The organism is Spectribacter hydrogenoxidans, assembly GCF_031846275.1.
Lineage (GTDB): Bacteria > Pseudomonadota > Gammaproteobacteria > Nevskiales > Salinisphaeraceae > Spectribacter > Spectribacter hydrogenoxidans.
The window spans coordinates 144,474-167,064 of sequence record NZ_JAVRIB010000005.1 but is presented as its reverse complement, the minus strand read 5'-3'; the positions used below and the strand labels follow the sequence as shown (position 1 = coordinate 167,064).

At 66.9% G+C, this 22,591-nt stretch carries 19 protein-coding genes; 6 read left to right on the top strand and 13 right to left on the bottom strand.

The window, feature by feature from the left end:
- Nucleotides 1-54 precede the first annotated feature (54 nt).
- Nucleotides 55-840, top strand: coding sequence for a thioesterase family protein (locus RM532_RS06425; protein ID WP_311652381.1), 786 nt, complete (start codon nt 55-57; stop codon nt 838-840).
- A complete protein-coding gene (locus tag RM532_RS06420) occupies nt 837-1,265 on the top strand; it encodes a hypothetical protein (protein WP_311652380.1) in 429 nt (142 codons plus the stop codon). The genes RM532_RS06425 and RM532_RS06420 overlap by 4 nt, the downstream gene beginning before the upstream one ends.
- A gap of 182 nt (nt 1,266-1,447) precedes the next feature.
- On the opposite strand, the gene RM532_RS06415 is transcribed toward RM532_RS06420, so the two are convergent.
- The 12 genes from RM532_RS06415 to RM532_RS06360 form a co-directional block, all read right to left on the bottom strand.
- Entirely contained in the window at nt 1,448-1,888 is a 441-nt protein-coding gene (locus tag RM532_RS06415) for a hypothetical protein (RefSeq protein WP_311652379.1), read from the bottom strand.
- A 177-nt stretch (nt 1,889-2,065) separates the two neighbouring features.
- Nucleotides 2,066-2,857 carry a tRNA 2-thiocytidine(32) synthetase TtcA gene (gene ttcA / locus RM532_RS06410; RefSeq protein WP_349255279.1) on the bottom strand — a complete coding sequence of 264 codons (792 nt, stop codon included), beginning with the start codon at nt 2,855-2,857 and terminating at the stop codon, nt 2,066-2,068.
- 71 nt (nt 2,858-2,928) lie between these two features.
- Nucleotides 2,929-3,363 carry a thiol-disulfide oxidoreductase DCC family protein gene (locus RM532_RS06405; protein WP_311652375.1) on the bottom strand — a complete coding sequence of 145 codons (435 nt, stop codon included), beginning with the start codon at nt 3,361-3,363 and terminating at the stop codon, nt 2,929-2,931.
- A gap of 7 nt (nt 3,364-3,370) precedes the next feature.
- Nucleotides 3,371-4,150: a ferredoxin--NADP reductase gene (locus tag RM532_RS06400; protein WP_311652374.1), complete on the bottom strand. Its 780-nt coding sequence runs from the start codon at nt 4,148-4,150 to the stop codon at nt 3,371-3,373.
- A 138-nt stretch (nt 4,151-4,288) separates the two neighbouring features.
- A complete protein-coding gene (locus tag RM532_RS06395; RefSeq protein WP_311652373.1) occupies nt 4,289-5,023 on the bottom strand; it encodes an energy transducer TonB in 735 nt (244 codons plus the stop codon).
- A complete protein-coding gene (locus RM532_RS06390; protein ID WP_311652372.1) occupies nt 5,020-5,418 on the bottom strand; it encodes an ExbD/TolR family protein in 399 nt (132 codons plus the stop codon). Before RM532_RS06390 ends, RM532_RS06395 begins: the two co-directional genes overlap by 4 nt.
- Nucleotides 5,418-5,813 carry an ExbD/TolR family protein gene (locus RM532_RS06385; protein WP_311652371.1) on the bottom strand — a complete coding sequence of 132 codons (396 nt, stop codon included), beginning with the start codon at nt 5,811-5,813 and terminating at the stop codon, nt 5,418-5,420. The genes RM532_RS06390 and RM532_RS06385 overlap by 1 nt, the downstream gene beginning before the upstream one ends.
- Nucleotides 5,803-6,507, bottom strand: coding sequence for a MotA/TolQ/ExbB proton channel family protein (locus RM532_RS06380; RefSeq protein ID WP_311652369.1), 705 nt, complete (start codon nt 6,505-6,507; stop codon nt 5,803-5,805). The genes RM532_RS06385 and RM532_RS06380 overlap by 11 nt, the downstream gene beginning before the upstream one ends.
- A 383-nt stretch (nt 6,508-6,890) precedes the next feature.
- Nucleotides 6,891-8,519: a GMC family oxidoreductase gene (locus RM532_RS06375; protein WP_311652368.1), complete on the bottom strand. Its 1,629-nt coding sequence runs from the start codon at nt 8,517-8,519 to the stop codon at nt 6,891-6,893.
- A 72-nt stretch (nt 8,520-8,591) separates the two neighbouring features.
- Entirely contained in the window at nt 8,592-10,154 is a 1,563-nt protein-coding gene (locus tag RM532_RS06370) for a TolC family protein (RefSeq protein WP_311652366.1), read from the bottom strand.
- A complete protein-coding gene (locus RM532_RS06365; RefSeq protein WP_311652365.1) occupies nt 10,155-13,232 on the bottom strand; it encodes an efflux RND transporter permease subunit in 3,078 nt (1,025 codons plus the stop codon).
- Complete coding sequence (locus tag RM532_RS06360; RefSeq protein ID WP_311652364.1) at nt 13,229-14,392, bottom strand: efflux RND transporter periplasmic adaptor subunit; 1,164 nt, start codon at nt 14,390-14,392, stop codon at nt 13,229-13,231. The genes RM532_RS06365 and RM532_RS06360 overlap by 4 nt, the downstream gene beginning before the upstream one ends.
- 142 nt (nt 14,393-14,534) lie before the next feature.
- Between RM532_RS06360 and RM532_RS06355 the strand changes: the two genes are divergently transcribed.
- Nucleotides 14,535-15,179: an HNH endonuclease gene (locus RM532_RS06355; RefSeq protein WP_311652363.1), complete on the top strand. Its 645-nt coding sequence runs from the start codon at nt 14,535-14,537 to the stop codon at nt 15,177-15,179.
- A 236-nt stretch (nt 15,180-15,415) separates the two neighbouring features.
- On the opposite strand, the gene RM532_RS06350 is transcribed toward RM532_RS06355, so the two are convergent.
- The gene (locus RM532_RS06350; RefSeq protein ID WP_311652361.1) at nt 15,416-16,237 is read right to left on the bottom strand and encodes a hypothetical protein; all 822 of its coding nucleotides are present in this window, start codon (nt 16,235-16,237) and stop codon (nt 15,416-15,418) included.
- A gap of 505 nt (nt 16,238-16,742) precedes the next feature.
- Here RM532_RS06350 and RM532_RS06345 point away from each other — a divergent pair.
- From RM532_RS06345 to RM532_RS06335, 3 genes are all read left to right on the top strand, one after another.
- Nucleotides 16,743-19,163 (top strand): efflux RND transporter permease subunit, encoded by a 2,421-nt coding sequence (locus RM532_RS06345; protein ID WP_311652359.1) that lies wholly within the window; start codon nt 16,743-16,745, stop codon nt 19,161-19,163.
- Between the two features lie 82 nt (nt 19,164-19,245).
- Nucleotides 19,246-20,217 (top strand): WD40/YVTN/BNR-like repeat-containing protein, encoded by a 972-nt coding sequence (locus RM532_RS06340; RefSeq protein ID WP_311652358.1) that lies wholly within the window; start codon nt 19,246-19,248, stop codon nt 20,215-20,217.
- Nucleotides 20,218-20,320: 103 nt separating this feature from the next.
- Nucleotides 20,321-22,399: a DUF1302 family protein gene (locus RM532_RS06335; protein WP_311652356.1), complete on the top strand. Its 2,079-nt coding sequence runs from the start codon at nt 20,321-20,323 to the stop codon at nt 22,397-22,399.
- Nucleotides 22,400-22,591: the final 192 nt, after the last annotated feature.

Sequence of the window (22,591 nt, the reverse complement as noted above, 5' to 3'; positions counted from 1 at the left end):
CGCGGCCGGTCGTTGCCTCGATGCGCCTGAATTCCCACCCTGACTGCTCCAATCATGACCGCCGACGCCTTCTTCGAAACCGACGCCGAGCATTTCATCGCCACCGGGCTGACGCGTGGGCCCTGGAGCCCGGATCATCAGCACGGCGGCCCGCCGGCTGCATTGATGGCGCGGGCGATCGAGCAGGCCCTGCCGGTCGATTCGGCCATGCAGGTGGCGCGCCTCACCTTCGACCTGTTGCGCCCGGTGCCCATCGGCCCGCTCGCCGTGACCACCGAGGTGACGCATGCCGGACGCAAGCTCTATCTGATCGAGGCCGTGCTGGCGGCGCCCGGCGGTCCGCCGCTGATCCGTGCCCGTGCTCTGGCCATGCGCACCCAGGCCATGACCGTACCCGACGCCCAGCCTGCGGCCGAGGGGCCCGTCGCCCCGGCGGATGCGGCGGCCTTCGAGTTCCCGTTCTTTGCGGATGGCATCGGCTACCACCAGGCCATGGAAACCCGCCTGGCCGCCGGCGAATTCGGCACCGGCCGGGTGACTGCCTGGATGCGCATGCGGGTGCCGCTGGTGGCCGGCGAGGCGCCCTCGGCCCTGCAGCGCGTGGTGGTGGCGGCCGATTCGGGCAACGGCGTGAGCCTGTTGCTGGACGTCCGCCACTTCACCTTCGTCAATCCGGACCTCACCGTTTATCTGCATCGGCTGCCTCGCGGCGAATGGGTGGCCCTGGAGGCTGGCACCCGTGCCCAGCCCAACGGCATCGGCCTGGCCGACACCCGGCTGCATGACGAAGCCGGCGTCATCGGCCGCAGCGACCAGAGTCTGCTGATCGCGCCTCGATGACGGCCGAATACCGCCAGCGTTGGCGCCTGCCGCTGCTGTGTCTGCTGGCGCTGGCAGCGGCCTATGTCTGGCTGTGGCAGAACCGTCCCACTGCCACGCCGGTGGATCCGCTGGCGGGCGAGAGGATCGATGAGGCCCCGGACCGCGCGCCGGCTGCCGGCCCCGCCCGATCACTGGATCTGAGTTTTCCGGAGAGTGTGCCGGACGGCCGTGGCAGTGCCCTGTCGGCTCTGCGCGATGCTGGGCCCACGATGGTGAACGGCCAGGGCCGGACAGCCGACGGCGCCGATATTGGTACGTCGTCTTCCGCGACCGGCCCCGGCGTGCCGGTATCGGACCGGATGCGCCTGCACGGCGATGTCGGTGCGGCCGCGAAGGATGGCGACGCGGGCATCGGTATCGGGGTGGAAGTGCTGGTGGATTAGGGCCCGACGGCTGCCCGGGGCGGCGCCACGAATGACGTCCTGCCGTAGGGCGGCTTTCAAGCCGCCGTTTCGGGGTCGGTCGGGGACGGCGGATACCATAAAAAAACGGCCGCGAAAATCGCGGCCGAGAGGTTCGGGTCGGAGAGGAGGACCCGCGGTTGGAGAGAATTCTCCGGAGGAGATCAGATACCCAGTGCGGACAGGTCCGCGGTTTCCAGCCCCGGCAGCGTGTCGGTCAGCGCCGCGGCGGTGAAGAAATCGGCGGCCAGGAATTCACCGGTGCCGATGATGGAGTCGGCGATGAATGTGGCGGTACCGTTGAAATCGTTGACCAGGAATGCCGTGGTGCCGGTGATCGAGCCGGTCAGGTATTCCTGCGGCGTGATCTCGCCGTTGGCCAGGGCGAAGAAGGCATCCACGTCGCCGGCCAGGAAGTCGCCGGTGGCGGCCAGGCCGTCCGTGAGGAAGAGCGTGGTGTTCTCGACATCCGCGGCCAGGAACTCGGCGGTGGCGATGATCGAATCGCCGGTGAGCGTCAGCAGGCCGGACAGGCTGGCTTCCGGCGCTGCCCGGGCCGGCAGGGCGGCGGCGATGAGCAGGGTGGCGGCAATCAGCTTCTTCATGGTTTTCATCCTCGAACTAAGGTTGAGACAAGCGTGTTCGGATGGATCCATGCAAAGGTCGGGCCAGTCTCGGGATTGGTGCGGCGCGGAAGATAAATCGCGGGTTCACGGGTGTGTCGGCGGGGTGGGACGGGCCGGTTTGGCGCGTCACGCACCGGGGTGGCGCCCCGCTTTGCGTCAGTCCGGGTCGGGACGCAGGCCGGCGAAGTCGAACAGGTCGGTATCGGCCAGCTGCGAGGGGGCGATGCGGGTCATCGACCGGAATATCTGCTCGGTGCGTCCCGGGGCGGTGCGCTCCCAGTCCGCCAGCATCGACTTGATTACCTGCCGCTGCAGGTTGTCCTGCGAGCCGCAGAGATTGCAGGGAATGATGGGGTAATCCTGCAGGGCGGCCCATTTGCCGATATCCCGCTCGGTGCAGTAGGCCAGCGGCCGGATCACCACGTTGCCGCCGTCGTCCGATTTCAGCTTGGGCGGCATGGCCGCCATGCGGCCGCCGAAGAACATGTTCAGGAACAGGGTTTCCACGATGTCGTCGCGGTGGTGGCCCAGCGCGATCTTGGTGAAGCCGTTTTCCCGGGCGTAGCGGTAGAGAATGCCCCGCCGCAGCCGCGAGCACAGCCCGCACATGGTGCGGCCTTCCGGCACCTTGTCGGTGACCACGCTGTAGGTGTCCTGCTCGAGAATCTCGTAATCGACGCCGGCAGCATCGAGATAATCCGGCAGCACGTGCTCGGGAAAGCCCGGCTGCTTCTGGTCGAGATTCACCGCCCGCAGCTCGAATGAGACCGGGGCCTTGGCCTGCAGATGCCGGAGCATGTCCAGCAGTGTGTAGCTGTCCTTGCCGCCGGACAGGCACACCATTACCCGGTCACCGTCCTCGATCATCCGGTAGTCGGCAATCGCCTGGCCGGTCAGCCGCCGCAGGCGCTTGGCCAGCTTGTTGGCATTGACGGAACCGGGCTGCATGACGGTGGCGGGAACGGACATGGGGTCGCGGATGCGGTCGGGGCCGGGATGGTATCAGGCACGCCGGCGTTTCAGTCGAGAAAGCGCCCGGCCTGTTCGGGCGTGGGCACCATGCAGCGGTCGTGGCGCCCGAACCAGCGGTAGCGGTTGCGGGCCACGCGGTCGTAGGCCCAGTCCCGTACCGGCCGTGGTATTGCCTGCAGGGCCATCCCCGCCCGCCAGGGCAGGGGGAGCTGGCGCAGGATATGCAGGAAGGCGGAGGATTTCTGGTGAAGCCTGCCGTTGTCTACCAGCAGCATGCTTTCATGGTGATCGGTGGGCAGGCCGTACCAGGTCAGGATTGCCTGGCCGGCGGGGGACTGCATGGCGGCCAGCCGGAACCGGGCGTGGCGGTCGGCCCGCAGCAGCCAGCGAACCCAGGTGGAGCAGAGCCGGCAGACGCCGTCGAACAGCACCACCCGGTTGTCCGGCGCCAGCCCCGGTGGCAATGCGCCCGGCGTCGTCACCGGGGGATCACTTTTCCACGAAGGCACGTTCGAACACGTAATCCCCGACGTCGCCGATGTGTTTGGCCACCTTGAAATCGCGCGCGTCGAGAATGTTGCGGAACTCGTCCAGCATCGCTTGGCTGCCGCAGATCATGGCCCGGTCGCGTGCCGGGTCGAGCGGGGTATCGAGCCCGAGGTCCGCCTGCAGCTTGCCGCTGGTGACCAGATCGGTCAGCCGGCCCTCGTTGCGGAAGGGCTCGCGGGTGACCGTGGGGTAATAGTGCAGCTGGGCCTTGATGATGTCGCCCAACAGCTCGTGCTCGGGCAGTTCGCGGGTCAGGTAGTCGTGATAGGCCAGATCCCCCACCTCGCGCACGCCGTGGGTGAGCACCACGTTGTCGAAGCGCTCGTAGGTCTCCGGATCCTTGACGATGGACAGGAATGGCGCCAGCCCGGTACCCGTGGCAAACAGATACAGATTGGGCGCCGGGTGCAGGTCGTGGATCAGCAGCGTGCCGGTGGGTTTGGTGGACAGCAGGATGTCGTCACCCGGTTTGATGTGCTGCAGCCGCGAGGTCAGGGCGCCGTCCGGCACCTTGATGCTGAAGAATTCCAGCGTGTCCTCCCAGTTGGCGCTGGCCACCGAGTAGGCCCGCATCAGCGGCTTGTCCTCGATTTCCAGGCCGAGCATCAGGAACTGGCCGTTCTCGAAGCGCAGCGAAGGGTCTCGCGTGGTGCGAAAGGAAAACAGGCCGTTGTTCCAGTGGTGGACGTCGAGGACGCGTTCGGTTTGCAGTTTGGGCATGTCGGGTCGAGTCGGGTGTTTCGGTCACGAAATCGGGCGCCGTGGCGCGGCTCAACTCAACAGTATAACTGAGAATGGTTCTCGATTATAGGTCTGGCCTGGTGGACCTGCAGAGGTCTCGCGAGCGGCGGTAACCGCTCAACGCAGTTGGAAGTTCACCGGTACCACCAGTTCCAACCGTGCGATCTCCATCTCGTCCGGCATTGCCGGCATTGGATCGGCACGGCGGATCATGTCCTCCACCGCCTCGTCCAGCAGCCGCTGGCCGGACTTCTCGCGAATTTCCCACTCCAGTACATTGCCTTCGCGGTCGATTACGAAATACAGCAGCACCTTGCCCTGCAGACCCAGGCGCCGAGCCCGGCGTGGGTATTCCTTGTGCCGCTCCAGCCAGGCCTGCAGCTTGGTGCGGTAGTCCGGCGTGGCGTCCGCCACCCCGCCGGTGGCGCCGGCGGTAGTCTCGGGGGCCTCCTGCTCGGCCGGGGTTGATTCCTCCGGAGGCGGTGGCGGCGCGGTGCTGGGTGGCGGTGGCGGCGCGGGCTCCGGCTCCGGCTGCGGTTCGGGCACGGGAGTCGGCTCGGGCGCGGGTTCCGGCTCCGGTTCGGGTTCTGGCTCCGGTTCGGGTTCTGGCTCGGGTTCTGGCTCGGGTTCTGGCTCCGGCTCCGGCTCGGGCTCGGGCTCAGGTTCCGGCTCAGGTTCCTCGACGGGCTCGGGTGCCGGTTTGGGCGCCAGCGCCACCGTGATGGCCTTGGCCCCCTCATCCACCGCCTGCGGCTCGGGCGGGGTCGTGGCCAGCCGCAGGAACAGCCCCACATGCACGGCGGCGGCCACCGCCAGCACGACACACCAGTGCTGCCAGCCGGGTCGCGTCATTCGCCGCGATGCACGGTCAGCAGCCGAATCCGGGGGATACCCGCGGCCCGGATCTCGCCCAGCAGGTCAGTCAGCGCCGCCGCGGGCAGGCCCGAGTCGGCCTTGACCTGCAGCAGGGTATCGTCCTCGCGCTCGCGCAGCCGCGCGGTCAGCGCCGGCCGCTCGAGCGTGTCCCCGCCCAGCGCCAGCTGCCCGTCCGCCCCGATGGCCAGCACCTGATTGTCGGGGTTGCTGTCATCGGCATGCTCGGTGCCCGGCGGTGCCACCTCGAACGGCGCCCGCGTATGCAGCGCCCCCGCCACCATGAAGAAGATCAGCAGCAGGAACACGATATTGATCAGCGGGAGAATATTCTCCTCGGTCTCCCGGCGGCGTTGCGGCAGCGGTAGCAGCATCAGCGCCCCTGGCCCAGCCCCAGCGCCTCGATCCCCGCCCCGGCCAGCGCATCGAACGCCGCCACCGTCGGCCCCAGCGTCACCCCGGTGTCGGGCTCGACCACCACCGCCGAGGCCTCGCCCGATTCGATGCGGGCCTGCATCAGCGATGCGGCCTCGGCCGGGTCCTCGTACACCCCGCCGTCATAACGGATGGACCCGTCGGCCAGCACCGTCACCGTGATCGGCGGCGGCGTGTCCCGATCCGCGGGCGTGCTGCCCGTGGCCAGCTCGATGCCCCGCCAGTCCAGCAGACTCGAGGCCAGCATGAAAAACACCAGCAGAATGAACACCACATCGATGAGCGGGGTCAGGCCGATGCGGTGCGCCCGCCGGGGCGCGACCTCAATGTGCATGGGCGGCCTGATCCCCGCCGGCGGCCGGCTGGCCGGCGGCATCCTCGGTCACCAGCCCGGCCTGCTGGGTGAACAGCCGGGTCAGCGCGTCCTGCATGTCCTCGTGCAGCTGCTCCACGCGCCGCTCCAGGTAATTCAGGGCCGCCACCGCGGGAATGGCCACCACCAGGCCCACGGCGGTGGTCAGCAGGGCCTCCCAGATGCCGCCCGACAGCACCGCCGGATTGACCTGGCTGCCGGCATTCTCCAGCTCCCGGAAGGCCTCGATCATGCCCATCACCGTGCCCAGCAGGCCCAGCAGGGGGGAGAGGGTGCCGATCACCTCCAGCGGGCGAAAGTGAGCGCGCAGGGCATTGAGGTCTCGCGCGCCTACCCGGGCGGCTTCCTCGCGCACCAGCGCCGGGTCCACCCCGGCGCGCAGGCCGCGCATGGTGGTGGCCAGGGCCCGGGCGATGGGATTGCGCCGGCCCTCGAGGGCGTCCAGGGCCGCCGGGGCCCGCCCGGCCTGCCAGTCAGCCAGGGCCGGCTCGACGAACGAGCGATCCCCCAGCCGCACACTGGCAAACTGCCAGAGCTTCAACAGCACAATCGCCAGGCCGAATACCGATAGCACGCCCAGAACGGCGACGACCGGGCCGCCCAGGCTGAGAAGTTCGAATGCGGCGCTCGGATCGAGCCAGCCGGAAGGTTGCATAACGCGCCTCGCCTTGTTGCCTGCAAGCTAAAGTCGGATTGACCAGCCGGGCAGTATGCCCAACAGTTTCAGTTAATGCGAATCATTGCCATTTGATCGGACTCGCCTCTGCATCGGGACTGCGCCCCGTGATCGCGCCGGCTTCTGGCGCAGCAGGTGCCTGCGTTATTCCGCATCGGCGCGACTACAATGTCCGCCCGGGCCGTGATTCCGGGCTTCCGCACAGTCTGGCTTGGTGTTTGCCACAGTCGATGCCGAGCGTGGCGGGTGTGACGCGCCGGGCTCCTCTCCCGCTCGGGAGCCTCTCGCGAGGTTCTGAAATTGCGGTTCCAGGCGGGTCGTTCGACCTGCCCGGTTTTCTCTCGCGCCAGATACGCTGCTCTTCAGGCGCCGACGGCCTGCGCCATCTCCGGCGCCTGGCTGGCACGCTCCTCGGCAATCATCGCGGCGCAGCGCATGCCGATCATGATGGCTGCGGCGTTGGTGTTGCCGGCGACCAGGGTCGGCATGATCGAGGCATCGGCCACCCGCAGACCTTCCACTCCGTGCACGCGCAGGCGTTCATCGACCACCGCCTGATCGTCCCGGCCCATGCGGCAGCTGCCCACCGGGTGGTAGATGGTCTCGGCCCTGGCGCGGATAAAGGCGCGCACCTCGGCGTCCGACTCGACCGACTCGCCGGGCAGCATCTCCCGCTTGTAATGGCGGGCAAAGGCACCGGCGCGAAGAATCTCGCGGCCGACGCGGAAGCCCTGCACCAGGGTGTCGAGGTCGCGTTCGTCGCTCAGGTAGTTGGCCTCGATGCGCGGCGCGGCGAAGGGGTCGGCGCTGTTCAGGCCGATGCGGCCGCGCGAGTGGGGCCGCAGCGCGCAGGCATGCAGCGACACGCCGTGGCCATAGGGCAGCTTGCGGGCGTGGTCCTGCAGCAGGGCGGTGATGAAATGAAACTGCACATCCGGGGTGTCCAGGTCCTCGCGGGTGCGCACGAAGGCCCCGGCCTCGGCGGCGTTGGAGGCGAACAGCCCTTTCTTGTGAAATGCGTACTGCCAGGCCGCGATCAGGCTGCGCGGAATCGCCGATGCCGCCACCGCCAGCCCGTGGCGGGTGCGGGTGCGCAGGTTGATCATCACGTCCAGATGATCCTGCAGATTGGCGCCCACGCCGGGTAGTTCCCGGCGTAGCGGGATGCCATGTTCAGCCAGCTCGGCGCGCGGCCCGATGCCGGACAGCATCAGTAGCTGCGGCGACTGTACTGCGCCGGCAGCCACGATGACTTCGGCGTCGGCAGCCGCCCGGCGGGTCTCGCCGTTCTGCCGATAGCGCACGCCGCAGGCGCGGTGGCCGTCGAACTCGATGACGCTGGCATGGGCACCGATGAGTACAGTGAGATTCGGCCGCGCCATCACGCCCGGACCCAGGTGGGCAGCGGCACTGCTCCAGCGCCGGCCTTCGCGAATGGTGCACTGGTACCAGCCGGCGCCTTCCTGGGTGGCGCCGTTGAAATCCGGATTGGCCGGGATCCCGGTTTCGCGGCAGGCCTCGATGAAGCTGGTCGACAGCGGATTTCGGTAGCGCGGCTCGCTGACCGCCAGCGGCCCGCCGACCCCGTGATAGGCGTCGGCGCCGCGTTCGTTATCTTCCATCGCCCGGAACGCGGGCAGCACGTCCTGCCAGCCCCAGCCGCGATTGCCCAGCGCGGCCCAGTGATCGTAGTCGCGGGCATGGCCGCGGATGTAGATCATGCCGTTCATGCTCGACGACCCCCCCAGCATGCGGCCGCGGGGCCAGAACAGGCGACGGTTGTCCAGGGCTGGTTCCGGGGCGGTGTCGAAGGCCCAGTTCCGGGCCTTGCCGCGCAGTAGGAACAGCGTGCCGGCCGGCCAGTGCACCCAGGGGCGGTTGTCCCGCGGGCCGGCCTCCAGCAGACACACCCGGCTGTGGCCGTCGGCGCTCAGGTGGGCGGCCAGCGCGCAGCCGGCCGAACCAGCGCCGACGATGACGTAATCGTACATGGCGGGGGCGTGCTCCTCGGAATCGACAGGCCCCGGTTTATAGCATGCGACAGTCCCCGTCTGCCGGGTCGCTCAGAAGCGGCTGTCCAGCCAGGGCAGGTCGGGCGGTTTCTCGCCGGGGGCGTCGATCAGGCGCCGGATCAGCAGGCTGCCGTCCAGCCGGTAGAGGTCTATCAGCGCCTGCCGGTAGGCCAGGAATGCGTCCGCCCGGTCGAGCTGGGCGGCCAGCAGGTCACGCTGAGCCTGGGCCACCAGCAGGGAGGTGGAACGCCCGACCTCGAAGCGGGCCTGTTCGGCTTCCAGGGTTTCTTCCTGCAGGGCCAGGGTGGCGGCGGTGGCGTCGATCTGGGCCGCGGCGCGGCGGGCCTCGATCACGGCGTTTCGCACTTCGGCGCTGATCAGCCGGCCCAGGTTAGCCAGGCTGGCCTCGGCCTGGGCCACCTCGCGCCGGGCCCGGAGGTCTTCGGCCTCGGCCGCGCGATTGCCCAGCGGGTACTCGAATTCCAGCGCGGCGGACAGATCGTAGGTATCGCCGCTGTCGACCTGGCTGTAGGCCTCGCCGAAGCTGTCGGAAAAACCGGTCTGGCCCAGGGTGACGAACAGGTCCAGCCGCGGCAGCAGGCCGTTGCGGGTTGCCACCACCTGCAGTTCGTTGCGGGCCAGCAGCAGCCGGGCCTCGTTGATCTCCGGCCGGCGGGCCAGGGCCAGGTCGATGTGCTCGGAGGCTACCGGGTCCTCGCCCGGGGTGAATTCCACCTCGCTGGCGAGCCGAATCTCCCGCTCGCCGTCGCCCCGGCCGGGCGGATTGATCTGCCGCAGCAGGCTGGCCTTCAGCCGTTCCGCCTCGGCCCGGCCGTCGATCAGCGCCTGCCGGCGCCGGGCCACTTCGGCCTTGACCGCGGCCAGCTCGGTGCGGGCCACGGTGCCGGCGTCGATGCGTTGCCGGGCCTGCTCCACCTGCCGCTGCGCCAGTTCCAGCGACGATTCCAGAATGCGGATGCGCTCGCGCGCGCCCAGGTACTGCCAGTAGGTGCGTTCCACCTCGGCCACCAGCGTGGCCACGAAGCCGCGCAACTGATAGGCGCTGGCCGCCACGTCGGTTCGGGCCTGGCGAAGGGCCACCAGATTGGTGCCGATGCCGGCGCCCCGCAGCAGCGCCTGGGTGAGGGTCAGGCCGACCCGGGCGCCGGCCTGGGTGGGGGCACGGTTGGATTCGAACTTGTCCTGCGATACGGACAATTCGATGTCGGTGCCGGTGGGCAGATACTGCCGCAGCCCCACCGCCGCCGATTTGGTGTCGCGTTCGATCAGCAGATTCTCGTTGGTGTTGGCGAACTGCTGCTGGCTGACCTCCGCACCAATGCTGGCGCTGGCGAACACGCTGGGGTCGAAACGGGCCCGTTCCACATCGGCGAATGTGCCGGCGATTATCGGGTTCTGCCGTTCGGCCAGTAGTTCCGGGTTGGCCTGCAGCGCCAGGGCCACCGCCTCCTCCACCGAGAGTTCGAGCGGGCCGGTGACCGGCGCGTCCACGGTCTCGGGCGGGGCTACGGTGTTGTCGGGCTCGACACCCCCGGCGGTGGTTGCCAGGAACAGACTGCCGAGCAGGCCGGTGAGGAAAGTGGATCGACGCATTTAGTATGTGCCTTGTCGGGCGGGTGGCCAGGCGCGGTGGAAGCCGGCGTAGACCACGGGAATCACGATCAGGGTAATCAGGGTGGACGACAGCAGCCCACCGATCACCGCGCGGGCCAGCGGTGCCTGCGATTCCGAACCCTCGCCCACACCGATAGCCAGCGGGGTCAGAGCCAGGATGGTGGTAGCGGCCGTCATCATGATCGGGCGCAGCCGTCGGCGGCCGGCTTCGCGCACGGCGTCCAGCGGACTGTCGCCCTGGCGCTGCAACAGGTTGGCCTGATCGACGATCAGGATGGCGTTGTTGACCACGATACCGATCAGCATCAGACACCCCACCAGCGACTGCGCGTTCAGGGTGGTGCCGGTGAGCAGAAGCATCGCCACCACCCCGATCAGCGCCAGCGGCACGGTGATCATCACGATGAACGGGTCGCGCAGCGACTCGTAAAGGCAGGCCATCACCATATAGACCAGCAACAGCGCCAGGATCACGTTGATACCCATCTCGCGGAAGGTCTCCACCTGCTCCTCGAATTCCCCGGCCAGGGCAATATCGTAATTGCTGGGCACCGCGATGCCGGCCAGGGCGGTCTGCACGTCTTCCACCACCGACCCCAGGTCGCGGCCAGAGATGTTGGCGTAGATCAGGTTCAGGCGCTGCTGGTCCTCGCGGTCGATCTGCACCGGGCCGCGGGCCTCGGTCAGCGAGGCCACCGCGCCCAGCGGTACGGTGTCGCCGTCGCTGGTGGGCACGGGCAGGTCGAGAATCGCGTCGGGCGGGATGGTGCGGTTGTTGGCCAGTTTGAGCAGGATGCGCACCTCGTCGCCCTGGTCCAGGAAATAGCCGGCCGTGGTGCCGGCGATGGCGGCCTCCACCGTCCGGCCCACCGACTCCACCGATACGCCCAGGTCGGCCGCACGGCTGCGATCGATGTCGATCAGCCGCTGCGGTTCGCCGCCGGTACGCGGCAAGCGCACGTCCGTGATGCCGGGGATGTCCTTGATGGCGCCTTCCACCTGGCCGGTCAGCCGGTTGATCACGTCGAAATCGTAACCGCGGACTTCGATCGACAGATTCTCGCCCTCGCTCTGGTTGCCGGACAGAAAGCGCAGGAAGAAGGGCTGGCGCACTCGCACCCGCACGGTGGTGTCAGGCAGGCCGGTGACCGCTTCCCGCAGGGCAGCAGCCACCTCGCTGCTGGAGCGGTCGCGCTGGCTCACGGGCGGGAGTTCCACCTGGATGTCGGTTTCCGCGCCGCCTTCGGTTTCCACGCTGGTCACCATCGAGAGCAGTTCCGGCACCTCTTCCCGGATGATGGCTTCGGCCCGGCGGGTCTGGCGGTCGAGCACCTCCAGCGGGGTGCCCAGCGGCATTTCCAGATCCACCCGCACCTCGCCCTCGTCGCTGGCGGGCATGAACTCGGTGCCCAGCATGGGCACGGCCATCACTGCGCCCACCAGGGCCAGGGCGGTGGCCGCGAGAATGCGCCGCGGGCGCTGCAGTGAATCGGCCAGCCGGTCCCGATAGCCGTCCTGAACCCGGTTGAAGCCCCGGCCGATTGCCGCGATCAGACGGCCCAGCCATGGCCAGGGCGGGGTCGGCCGGGCGCTGACCAGCCGGGCGGTGAGCATGGGAACCAGCGTCAGCGCCACCAGCAGGGCGCAGATCAGCGCAAAGGCCACCACGATCGCCAGTTCGCGGAACAGCTGACCGGCCAGTTCTCGCGCGAACAGCATGGGGATGAAGATCGCCAGGGTGGTGAGGGTGGACGCCACGATCGCCGCGGCGATCTCGTTGGCGCCGTTCACCCCCGAGTCGATGCGGTTTTCCCCGCCCTCCTCGCGCCGGCGCAGGATATTGTCGAGTACCACGATGGCCGAATCCACCATCAGCCCCACGCCCAGGGCCAGGCCGCCCAGCGTCATCAGGTTGATGGTGTAGCCGTTGAAAAAGATCAGTGCGAAGGTGGCGACCAGCGACACCGGGATCGCGGTGGCCACCACTAGCGTGGCGCGGGGGTTGCCCAGGAACAGCAGGAGCACCAGCACCGCCAGCCCACTGCCGTAGAGCAGCGAGCGGGATACGTTGGCGATCGAGCGTTCGATGAACCCGGCGGTGTCGAAGAACGGCCGGATCGACAGCTGCGGGTACTCGGCGTTGAGTTTGGCCACCTCGGCCAGCACCCGCCGCGACACGTCCACCGTATTGGCGTCCGACTGCTTGCGCACCGCCATGCGCACCCCGGCATCGCCGTTGATGCGGATCAAACGGTTCTCGCGCTGCTGGGTATCCACCACGGTCGCGATGTCGGCCACGGTCACGGGCGTTCCGTTCCGGGTGGTCACCATCGTCTGGCGCAGCTCGTCGAGATCGTCCAGCCGGCCGGGTGTGCGCAGGGTGATCTCGCGCTGACCCACTTCAATGGCGCCGGCCGGCAGATTGCGGTTGGCCTGTTGCAGGGCCTGGCTGATATCCACCAGCGACAGACTCAGGGCCTGGACCTGTGACAGATCGACATTGACCTGGATTTCGCGTTCCGGCCCGCCCCAGATTTCGGTGGAAGCCACACCCGCCACCTGCTGGATGCGGTACAGCAGGCGGTTGTCGATGATCCGCCGCAGTTCCACCGGGTCGATGGGGCTGGCGATGCCCAGTGCCATGATCGGCAGGTCGGCGCTGTCGAACTTGCGCAGCCGGGGTCGCTCGGCCTCGTCGGGCAGGTCGTCGACCTCGCTGAACAGCCGGTCGCGGACATCGTTGGCGGCTGCGTCGAGATCGGTGCCCCAGGCGAAGCTGAGGGTGACGTCGGACTCGCCCTCGCGCGAGACCGAGCGCATTTCCTCCAGTCCGGGGGTGGCCGCCACCGCCTGTTCCACCACCCGGGTGATCAGTTCCTCCACCGTCTGTGGCGAGGCGTTGCGATAGTTGACCCGGATGTTGAGTGACGGTGCTTCGATGTTGGGCAGCAGGTCCACCGGGATACGGGTGAGCGCCACCAGTCCGAGCAGCACGGCGATCAGGGTGATCATTACCGTGGTCACCGGCCGGGCGACCGCGAAACCCGGGAGACTCACGAGCGCTGGGCCTGGCCGGCGCGGGTGATGGCGGCGCCGTCGGTAAGCTGGTCCTGGCCCAGGACCACGACCGGCCCGTCCAGCGACTCCACGCCACGCAGGGCCGCCCGGTCGTCACTTTCCAGGGCCACCTCGACCGCGACGAAGCGGGCGCTGTCGGCGTCCGGCGCCACGGTGAACACGCCCTGCCGGCCCTGGCGATTGACCAGGGCGGCACGAGGCACGATCAGGGCGTCTTCCACCCGGCGGCTTTCCAGGCCCACCTGTACGAACATGCCGGCGGCCAGCCGGCGGTCCTGATTGTCCACGATCAGTTCCACCCTGGTGCGCCGGGATTCCGGGTCGAACCGGGGCGAGATGCGGCTGATGCGGGCTTTCAACGCCTCGCTGTCGGGGCGGCCCGGCGGCAGGATCTGCGCTGGATCGCCCACGGCGAGCCCGCCGTAGAGCGACTGCGGCACCTCGATCACCGCGCGCAGCTGATCGATATCGACGATCGACAGCAACGGCGTGTTGGCGGCCACCGTGTCGCCGGCGTCCACCATGCGTTCGCCCACCAGCCGGGTTTCGTCCTCGCCGGGCCAGTCGGCCCGTACGCGGGTGTAGCCAAGCCGCACCTCGGCCGAGTTCAGCGCCGCCTCCGCCTGGTCCCGCTGTGCGCGGGTCACTGCCACTGTCGCCTGCTGTGCCTGGGCCTCGCCGCTGGCGTCGTCGAGCTCCGAGGCTGATGCCACCCCGCGGGCTTCCAGCCGTTCTATGCGGTCCAGCCGACGGGTCGCCAGGTTGGCGGCGCTAACGGCTTCCTGCAGGCGCGCTTCCGCCACCGCCAGTTCCGCTCGTGCCTGCGCCACGCTCTGCTGAAATTCGGCGTCGTCCAGCCGGGTGACGATGTCGCCGCGGGCCACCGAATCGCCGATGTCGACCAGCACTTCCAGGATCTGGCCGCCCACCTTGGGTGCCACCTGGAATTCGGCCGCCGGTTCCAGGTTGCCGGCAAAGCGCCGGCGCGTGACCAGTGAGCCGCGTTCGGCCGGCGACAGTTCGACGGCAACGGCAACGTTCGGGCGGCTGGTCGACTCCGGTGCCGGTGCCATCAGCGCATAGGCTGCAGCCGCGAACGCGATGCCGATCAGGCCTGCGACGAGCAGGCGTCGGTTCATGTGGGTCTCCAATGTCTGGTGGTCCGGTGCATGCCCGGCAGGCCAGAAGTGTACGCATCCCGGCCCGGATTGGTTGTGACGCCAGAGCTGGCCCGGCGGCGCCACTTGCACTCGTTGGGCCCCGCAGGTTAAGAACGCTGTCATGTGGGCCGCTCACTATGACCGTGCAAATCAACCGGAGTTGCGTGGCGGCAGCGCCGGTCCCCGCGAGGATGATGCCGTGGAGGTGTTTCCGAGAATTCTCAAGCTGGATGTCGGCGGGCTGCCGGTCGAATGGATCGACTGGCGCGAGGCCGTGGGCCTGTACTTCACCGACAAGATCGCCTGGGAGGCGGGCTCGGAGAAGATCCGTCTGCGTGGCGGGCGTTGCCGTGAAACGGGCGACCGGAGCGAGCTGGCGATCGATTCGATCGTGGCAGTGCGCGACCGTTCCCACCGGTTTGCCCGGGGGCTGGTGCCCACCCTGTCGCGGCGCGAGCTCTACCATCGCGACGGCGGCATCTGCATGTATTGCGGGCTGCACATGAACTATCGCGACATGCAGATCGAGCATGTGGTGCCGCGTTCCACCGGCGGTGTGCACGAGTGGACCAACGTGGTCGCCGCCTGCGAACCCTGTAACCGCCACAAGGACGACCGCACCCCGGAGGCTGCGGGCATGAAGCTGCTGGCGTTGCCCTACGAGCCCAATCTGGCGGAGTGGCTGATCCTGGCCAATCGCCGCATCCTCGCCGATCAGCAGGCGTTTCTGGAGCGTCTCGCGCCGCGCCGCAACCGTTTGACTTGAAAGTATTTTGGTGGGCAGTTGCATCACTACCCGTCCGTGTAGTGGTCAGGGCCCATCGGCGCCGTTAACTTGGCCGTCAGTGTCAGCCTGCAGGGCTGATCATTCGGCTTCGGCGCCGGCGAACTCGCCCCCGGTCACCCCGCGTAGACCCGTCGGTGCGGAAGGTTGGCGGGCCCGGGACTCCCGGGCCCGCCAATTATTCTCCGGAACCCGTGGCTTTATTGCTCGCGACCACCTCAGCGTTCGCGCAGCTTTACATCCCCGCTCTTGAGATCCTGGATGGTGCCCACCAGGGCAACCAGCTGATCGCGGCTGATCATTTCATCGATCTTGGTGACGATGCTGTCGTGCAATTCCTGCACCGAGATCGCCACGGCCTCGACGCGCGTGTCACGCAGGGTTTCGTCACCGCGGGTTTCCACCACATAGTTGTGGCGGATGCCGAGGTTGTGAACGTTCAGGCGGTTGATTGCCACCGCACTGCCGGTGACCGGTTCCACCAGCTGGTAGAGGAACTGACCCTCGAGCAGCAGTTCGCCGGTCTCGGTGCAGTGGTCCTCCACGCACTCGCGGCTGTCCACGTTTCGCATGAACGACAGGGTGGCGCTGGGGATGCTGGTCAGCATGACGTCCTGGCGATCTTCCGTATCCAGTGCCGCCATCCCCTCGAGGTCGCCCGACGCCTGGAAGCCGCGGGCCGTGAACAGGCGGCCGATGTTTTCGGCCACGGCGTTCTCGAATTCGGTCTGGTACGCCTCGCGATAGATCGCGTTCACGTCTTCGGCGATGTTGCCGTAGTCGAGCAGGATCAGCTTGACCTGGCCCCGGTACTGCCACTGAGTGTTTTCGTAGGGTGGCAGTTCGACTTCGTAACCGGGAATTTCGCCGACGTCCTCGGCCAGCCGAAGGTCCGGATGGAGCATGGCGATGGTGATCCCGACGTCCTCGCCCTGATTCGTCAGGGGATATTCGTAATCCGGTGTTGGCGCGGCGATGGCGGCGGCACAGCAGAGGCCGGCGAGCAACGGGATGACCTTGGTCGACAGAATAGACGGCATGATGGAGCGCTCCCTTCTTGAATTGTCTCCCCGGTGACTTCTCCCGGGTCTTGGTATTGCATAATCGTGTACGCGGGCGTGGCGACCGCGGATGACCGCGTGGCGTGCCAACGTAACCTGCGTTCAGCCGGGGTCGGCGGATACTACCCTTTCGAGTGGTAGACCCTCCGGCGCTGGCCGCTAGACTTCGTGGTAGCCTAATTCGCGTCGCCCTAGGTGACGCTGCCCTGAGTAACTGTCCCGCATAACAACCAAGGGGCGCAGGGTGCGAGATTGCGAGGAGGGGTTCACGTGAGTCAGGACGGCGTCCGTCGGCAGACGGGTCATCCGCACCCGCCGACGGAACGGTCACGACCGTCCGTGGTGGTGTGTTGCCACCGATCATGCTCGATCATGTCCCCCGCTTCATCGCCGGCCGGAAATCCGGGTCGGCGCCGAGTCGTTACGGTCCGGCGAACGGGCCGATGCGGCATAACAGATCAGACAGCAATGGGAATGAGGGGACATGGCCGACGTCCGTAAGAGCATCGCAACCTTCGTGTTCCGGCACCGCATACTGGTGACCGGGGTGGTCGCCGCACTGACGGTTTTCTTCGCGGCCGGGTTGCCCAATGTGACCATCAAGACGATCTTTTCGGATCTGTTGCCGGTGGGTCATCCCTTCGCGGAAACCTTCCGCGACCATCCCAACTTCGGTAACCCGCTGACCGTGTCGATCATGGTCAAGCGCAAGGATGGCGATATCTACAGCACCGAGACCCTGCAAAAGGTCTGGGATCTCACCCGCGACATCGATCTGGCGCCGGCGGTCGACCATGATCAGGTGCTGTCGATCACCACGCCCAAGGCCCGCTACGCCGAGGCCACCCCGTTCGGTATCGACATGCGCCCGCTGATGGGCGACGAGGTGCCGCAGACGGCCGAGGGCATCGCCGACTTCAAGACCCGCGTGAATCGATCCCCCAACGTGCGCGGGTTCCTGGTGTCCCCGGATGGCTCGGCCACGCTGGTTCAGGCCACCTTCATCGAGCAGAATCTCGACTACGGGGAGACCTTCGAATTCGTCCAGAATCTGGTCGAGGAGGCGCGTGACGAGAATCACGAAATCCACGCGGCCGGGCAGCCCATGCTCACGGGCTGGGTGTATCGCTATCAGTTCCAGATGCTGCTGATCTTCGGCGTTACGCTGGCGGCGCTGTTCATCGCGCTATTCCTGTATATGCGCAACGTGGCCGGCGTGGTGACCCCGTTCATCACCGGTGTGGTGTCAGCGATCTGGGGTTTCGGCTTCGTCGGCTGGCTGGACCTGGCGGTGGAGCCGCTGCTGCTGCTGGTGCCGCTTTTGCTGGTGGCAAGGGCGTTCTCGCACACGGTGCAGTACATCGAGCGGTTCTACGAAATCCTCGCGGTGGTCAAGGACAAGGATCGAGCCGGCGAGATCGCCCTGCGGGTAATGATGGGGCCCGGCACCCTCGGCATCATCACCGACGCGGCGGCGATCCTGCTGATTATCATCGCGCCGGTGCCGGCGATGCAGCGATTCGCGCTGTTCTGCGGCTTCTGGGCAATGATCCTGATTCCGACGTCGCTGTTCCTGGCGCCGCTGATCCTGTCCGCGCTGCCGCTGCCGCGGAACCTGAGCGATATCGTCGATCGCGATGGCGGCGGTGGCGGTATTCACCGGGTGATGGCCAAGTTCCTGGGAGGCGTGGCCGCGCTGACCTACGGCCGCAAGGCGATTCCCACCGGCATCGCGATGGTGATATTCGGCGCGGTGACGGCCACCATCGGCTGGCAGATCAAGGTGGGCAACCCGGTCGAGGGCAGTTCACTGCTGTGGCACGACTCCGAGTTCAACGTCGCGGTGCGCCAGATCAACAACTTCTTCCCGGGCGTGAACACGCTCGAGATCGTGCTCGAATCCAAGGAGGTCGGTGAAGGCAGCCTGGAGCGCACTGCCCGCAAGGCCGAGACGGTGCACACCATGCTCACCCTGCAGGACTACATGGAGCGGGCCCCGGATGCGCCGCGAGCCACGTTGTCCTTCGCGGACTATCTTGGCGCCTCGGTACGCCTGTATAACGGCGGCGACCCGCGCTGGGTGCCGCTGGGATTCGAGGATTCCGATACCCAGGCGGCGGCGTCCGCGTCCATGATGGGGTCCGGCCCCAAGGCCTTCTCCCACGTGGTGGACATGAAGCAGCAGAACGCCACGGTGTCGTTCTGGTACAAGGACAACAAGCAGGAAACGGTGGACGACGCCCTGCGCCATGCGCGTGAGGCGGTCGAGAAGGTTGGCGTCGAGCACGAGAATTTCATCGTGCGACTGGGCTCCGGCACCATCGCGCTGCAGCAGGCAGTCAACGACACGGTCGAGGCCAACTACTGGGAAATCGTGCTGTTTCTCAACCTGATGATGTTCGTGCTGGCTTCGTTCGCCTTCAAGTCGTTCATCGCGGCGCTGATCCTGCTGGTGCCGGTGAACATGTCCAACTTCGTGATCGTGGCGTCCATGTCACTGATGGGCGTGGGCCTGGACATCAACTCGGTGCTGGTGGCCGCGGTAGGCGTTGGCGTGGGCATCGACTACGGCATCTATCTGCTCGCCCGCATCGTCGAGGAATACGACAACCAGGAAGGTGACTTCGGTCGCATCATCCACGAAGCGGTGACCACCACCGGTCGCGCGATCGCCTTCACCGCGACCATCATGCTCATCGGCATCATGCCGTGGTATTTCCTGTCCGGCCTGAAGTTCCTGGCCGACATGGGTCTGCTGCTGGGTCTGGTGATGCTGATCAACATGATGATGTCGCTGCTGGTGCTGCCGCTGCTGATCTGGTTCATCAAGCCCAAGTTCGTGCAGCGCAACGACCTGATCGTGTGCGAACACGTCGATCTGAGCCGTTACCAGCAGGAGGGCTAGCATGCGCCGAACACGGCAGGTTACGGCAGACAGGCACGCGGCACCCACGCCGCGGCGAGTTCATCGAACGGAGAACAGGGGTATGGGATTGGCAAGGCTGGCGCGGACCACGGGGATGCTGGTGGCACTGATCGCGGGCACCGCCGCTGCGGCGGAATCGGGCCCGGATGTGACCACGATCACCACCGGCACCGCCCATCGCGATCTGTTCGCGGTGGCAGTGGGCGAAGGCGGCATGGGGGTCGCGGTTGGCGATCGCGGTTCGCTGGTGGTCAGTAGCGACGGCGGCCAGACCTGGGAACGCCAGGACTACGACACCCGCCGTGCTTTCCTCGACGTCACCATGTCCGGCGAACGGCAGGTGGCGGTCGGTCAGGACGGCGTGATCATCTGGCGCGATGGTGACGGCGAGTGGACCGAGGTCGAGCCGCTTACGGAAGAGCGTCTGCTCGGTGTCAGCATCAATCGCGACGGCTTCGGCGTGGCGGTGGGCACCTTCGGCACCATGATCATGACCGAAGACGGTGGCGAAAGCTGGGCCAACGTCGACTTCGACATTACCCAGGTGACCGAGGGCGGCTATCAGGCCCACATCAACGACGTCACCGTTACCGACGACGGCACGGCCCTGGCGGTGGGCGAATTCGGCCTGGTGCTGCGCTCCACTGGTGATGCGCGTGACTGGGAGGTGGTGCGGCGCGGGGAGAGTTCGCTATTCTCCATCCAGATGCGCGCTGACGGAACCGGTTATGCCGTGGGACAGGAGGGCACCGTGGCCCGAAGCACGGACGGGGGTGAAACCTGGACCGATCTGTCCACCGGTGTGGATGCCAATCTGCTCGGCGTACACGCCGACGACAGCGGCCAGATCGTGGCGCCCGGCATGCGGCACATGATCTACAGCAACGACGATGGCGAAACCTGGCAGCAGGTGACCGCCGGTGACGTGAACGAGAACTGGTACATGGGTGCCACGGTGGCCGGTGACGGCTCGGTGCTGGCCGTTGGTCACACCGGTCGGATCATCCGGATCGGCGGGGCACGGACAAACTAGGCGCTGCAGGCAGTCGCGAACAGCCTCCGAAGGCTTGGCAGGCGGCGCCGGCGGTGTATATTGAAGCATTCAGAAAGCTAGAACTTCTCAGGAGGGGTGCGCGATGAAAGGGAGAATCAGTTGGGTGGCTGCCGCGAGCGTTGCTGCCGGATCGATGCTGGCGGTGCCGGTGGCACAGGCCGGCATCGTCGACAGTATTCTGGGCGACCCGAACTTCTCGTTCGGTTATGGCGGGTTCCTGCGTAACGAAACCGCGTTCAAGATCACCGGTGACGAGAACCCGTACAATCAATCCGGTATCGTCTATAACGGGGTGCCTACCCAGCGCAACAGCGCCCCGGTCGGGGTGCCAGTGGGGGTCTCGGATACGGTGGTGCGCGCCGTACCGCGCGAGGACAACAGCATCAACCTTGAGTACCTGCGCGGTGAACTGGTGCTGCAGGGCGGCATCTTCGACAATCTGCGCTACAAGATTCAGGTGCGCGGCATCGCCGATCCCGATCTGTACAACAATTTCGATGTCGACGAAGTACCGGGCGCCGACCCGGTCGGCAGCCTGCAGAACAACCCTAACCTGTTCCAGTTCCGCTACGAGGACGGGCCGGTACTGTTGCCGGGCCAGGAACAGGCCATGGGCGTCAGCAACGCCCAGGATCTTGCCGACATCCAGGGCGCCGAGGGCAGCAGCCCGCTGGAGTTCGCCGGCGAGCAGTACATGATCGACTTCCCGCAGCTGTACCTGGACTACCAGAACGGTCCGCTGACCGTCCGTCTGGGTAACCAGCAGATTGCCTGGGGTGACCTGCTGTTCTTCCGCATCATGGACGTGCCCAACGGGCTCGACCTGCGCCGCCACAGCATGCTGGATTTCGTGCCGGAGGAATTCTCCGACAAGCGCGTGCCCTCGCTGGGCTTGCGCGTGTCCTACCTGATCGGCGGCTCCACGTTCCTCAAGGGCTGGGAAATCGATTCCTACGTGCAGCGGTTCCGTCCCACCATGTACGGCAACCCCAACACGCCTTACAACGTGATCCCCTCGCAGTTCACGGTGCGTGACGAGTTCAAGCAGTACGACAGCGAGTTCAACTATGGCGTGCGTCTGCGCGGCCCGGCTGGCCCGTTCGACATCACGCTGTTGGCGAACCGGCGCTACAACCACTTCGGCCTCTTCCAGTGGACCGACGCCGACGTGGAGCAGGGCCTGCAGCCGGCTGGTGTCAGCGGTATCGGTGGTGGTTTGCTTGGCGAGGTTGACCGGCTTTTCGGGTCAATCGGCATCCCGACCGACCTGGCCGGCGGCTTTAACGGGGTCACGGTGCCGGGCACTGGCCAGATTCTCGCTGACACTCCGTTCGAGGTGGACCCCACTGGTGTGGTCTCGGGCAGGGAGTTCTCGACCTACGGCGCCCTGGCCCGCTTGGACCACTTCAACGGCCTGAACGCCGCCATCCGCGAAATGCCAGCCAACCAGAGTCTGGGGGCCATGCAGGCCTCGTCGGCGGCCGAGCAGGAACGTCAGGAGGATCTGTTCTTCTCTCTGACGGGCGGTCTGCGTGGCCACATTACCCGCGACTTCTACCGCGAGAACAACTTCGGCCTGGGCATCGGCTACCGCATCGAGGGGCCGCAGGGCTCCCTGTTGTTCGACCAGATCAACGCCAGTCTGGAAATGAAGTACACCCCGGACCGGCATTTCACCCCGATCACGCTGGATCCGAACGACCGCGAGATCATCGTCGAAGACGAGTACGAGATCGGGCTGGTATTCCAGAAGTTCGTGCGCTACAGCAACACGTTCCCGGCGGCGTTCGCGATTCTGCAGTACCTGCATCGGTCGGAGTCGGACATCTTCAACCGGCACCTGTCCGGGTTCGGTGGCGACCCATTCGCGGAGAATCCTGCGGATCGGATTCCCCGTGGCATCGGCAGCTTCAATGCCATCGCCTTCGCGTTCCAGCAGCCGTTCGCCAATCGTGTCTGGCGCATCGATTTCGCCACGCTGTATGACGTCAAGGGCGGCATCCTGACCCAGGCCGGTCTGCGCTGGAAGCCCAGCCGCGCCTGGACCTTCCAGGCCTTCGCCACCATCATCGATACCGTACACGGTCTGGAAACCGAGAACGCGTTGTCCACGGTGGGCTTCGCCGACGAAATCACCACCCGCGTCGAGTACCAGTTCTAGGCCCGACGGCCGATAGCCGTTACCGGCGGGGCAACCTGCCGGCAGCGGGCCGATGCTTCCGCCGGCGGCCGGGGTGACCCGGTCGCCGGTTTTTCGGCCAGCACCGGAAAGTTGCGGTGAGTTACGGCGCTGGCCGTTGTCCAACCCGGGCGAGTGCCGGTTCGCGGCATGCCTGACCTGGCCACGCAAGGA

Excerpts from the sequence above, each read along its gene's own strand:
- RM532_RS06415 (WP_311652379.1), bottom strand. The coding sequence starts at position 1,888 with ATGAAGAAGCTGATTGCCGCCACCCTGCTCATCGCCGCCGCCCTGCCG.
- RM532_RS06425 (WP_311652381.1), top strand. The coding sequence starts at position 55 with ATGACCGCCGACGCCTTCTTCGAAACCGACGCCGAGCATTTCATCGCC.
- RM532_RS06350 (WP_311652361.1), bottom strand. The coding sequence starts at position 16,237 with ATGCCGTCTATTCTGTCGACCAAGGTCATCCCGTTGCTCGCCGGCCTC.
- RM532_RS06345 (WP_311652359.1), top strand. The coding sequence starts at position 16,743 with ATGGCCGACGTCCGTAAGAGCATCGCAACCTTCGTGTTCCGGCACCGC.
- RM532_RS06400 (WP_311652374.1), bottom strand. The coding sequence starts at position 4,150 with ATGCCCAAACTGCAAACCGAACGCGTCCTCGACGTCCACCACTGGAAC.
- RM532_RS06385 (WP_311652371.1), bottom strand. The coding sequence starts at position 5,813 with ATGCACATTGAGGTCGCGCCCCGGCGGGCGCACCGCATCGGCCTGACC.
- RM532_RS06355 (WP_311652363.1), top strand. The coding sequence starts at position 14,535 with ATGTGGGCCGCTCACTATGACCGTGCAAATCAACCGGAGTTGCGTGGC.
- RM532_RS06360 (WP_311652364.1), bottom strand. The coding sequence starts at position 14,392 with ATGAACCGACGCCTGCTCGTCGCAGGCCTGATCGGCATCGCGTTCGCG.
- RM532_RS06420 (WP_311652380.1), top strand. The coding sequence starts at position 837 with ATGACGGCCGAATACCGCCAGCGTTGGCGCCTGCCGCTGCTGTGTCTG.
- RM532_RS06370 (WP_311652366.1), bottom strand. The coding sequence starts at position 10,154 with ATGCGTCGATCCACTTTCCTCACCGGCCTGCTCGGCAGTCTGTTCCTG.
- ttcA (WP_349255279.1), bottom strand. The coding sequence starts at position 2,857 with ATGCAGCCCGGTTCCGTCAATGCCAACAAGCTGGCCAAGCGCCTGCGG.
- RM532_RS06390 (WP_311652372.1), bottom strand. The coding sequence starts at position 5,418 with ATGCTGCTACCGCTGCCGCAACGCCGCCGGGAGACCGAGGAGAATATT.
- RM532_RS06375 (WP_311652368.1), bottom strand. The coding sequence starts at position 8,519 with ATGTACGATTACGTCATCGTCGGCGCTGGTTCGGCCGGCTGCGCGCTG.
- RM532_RS06335 (WP_311652356.1), top strand. The coding sequence starts at position 20,321 with ATGAAAGGGAGAATCAGTTGGGTGGCTGCCGCGAGCGTTGCTGCCGGA.
- RM532_RS06380 (WP_311652369.1), bottom strand. The coding sequence starts at position 6,507 with ATGCAACCTTCCGGCTGGCTCGATCCGAGCGCCGCATTCGAACTTCTC.
- RM532_RS06395 (WP_311652373.1), bottom strand. The coding sequence starts at position 5,023 with ATGACGCGACCCGGCTGGCAGCACTGGTGTGTCGTGCTGGCGGTGGCC.
- RM532_RS06340 (WP_311652358.1), top strand. The coding sequence starts at position 19,246 with ATGGGATTGGCAAGGCTGGCGCGGACCACGGGGATGCTGGTGGCACTG.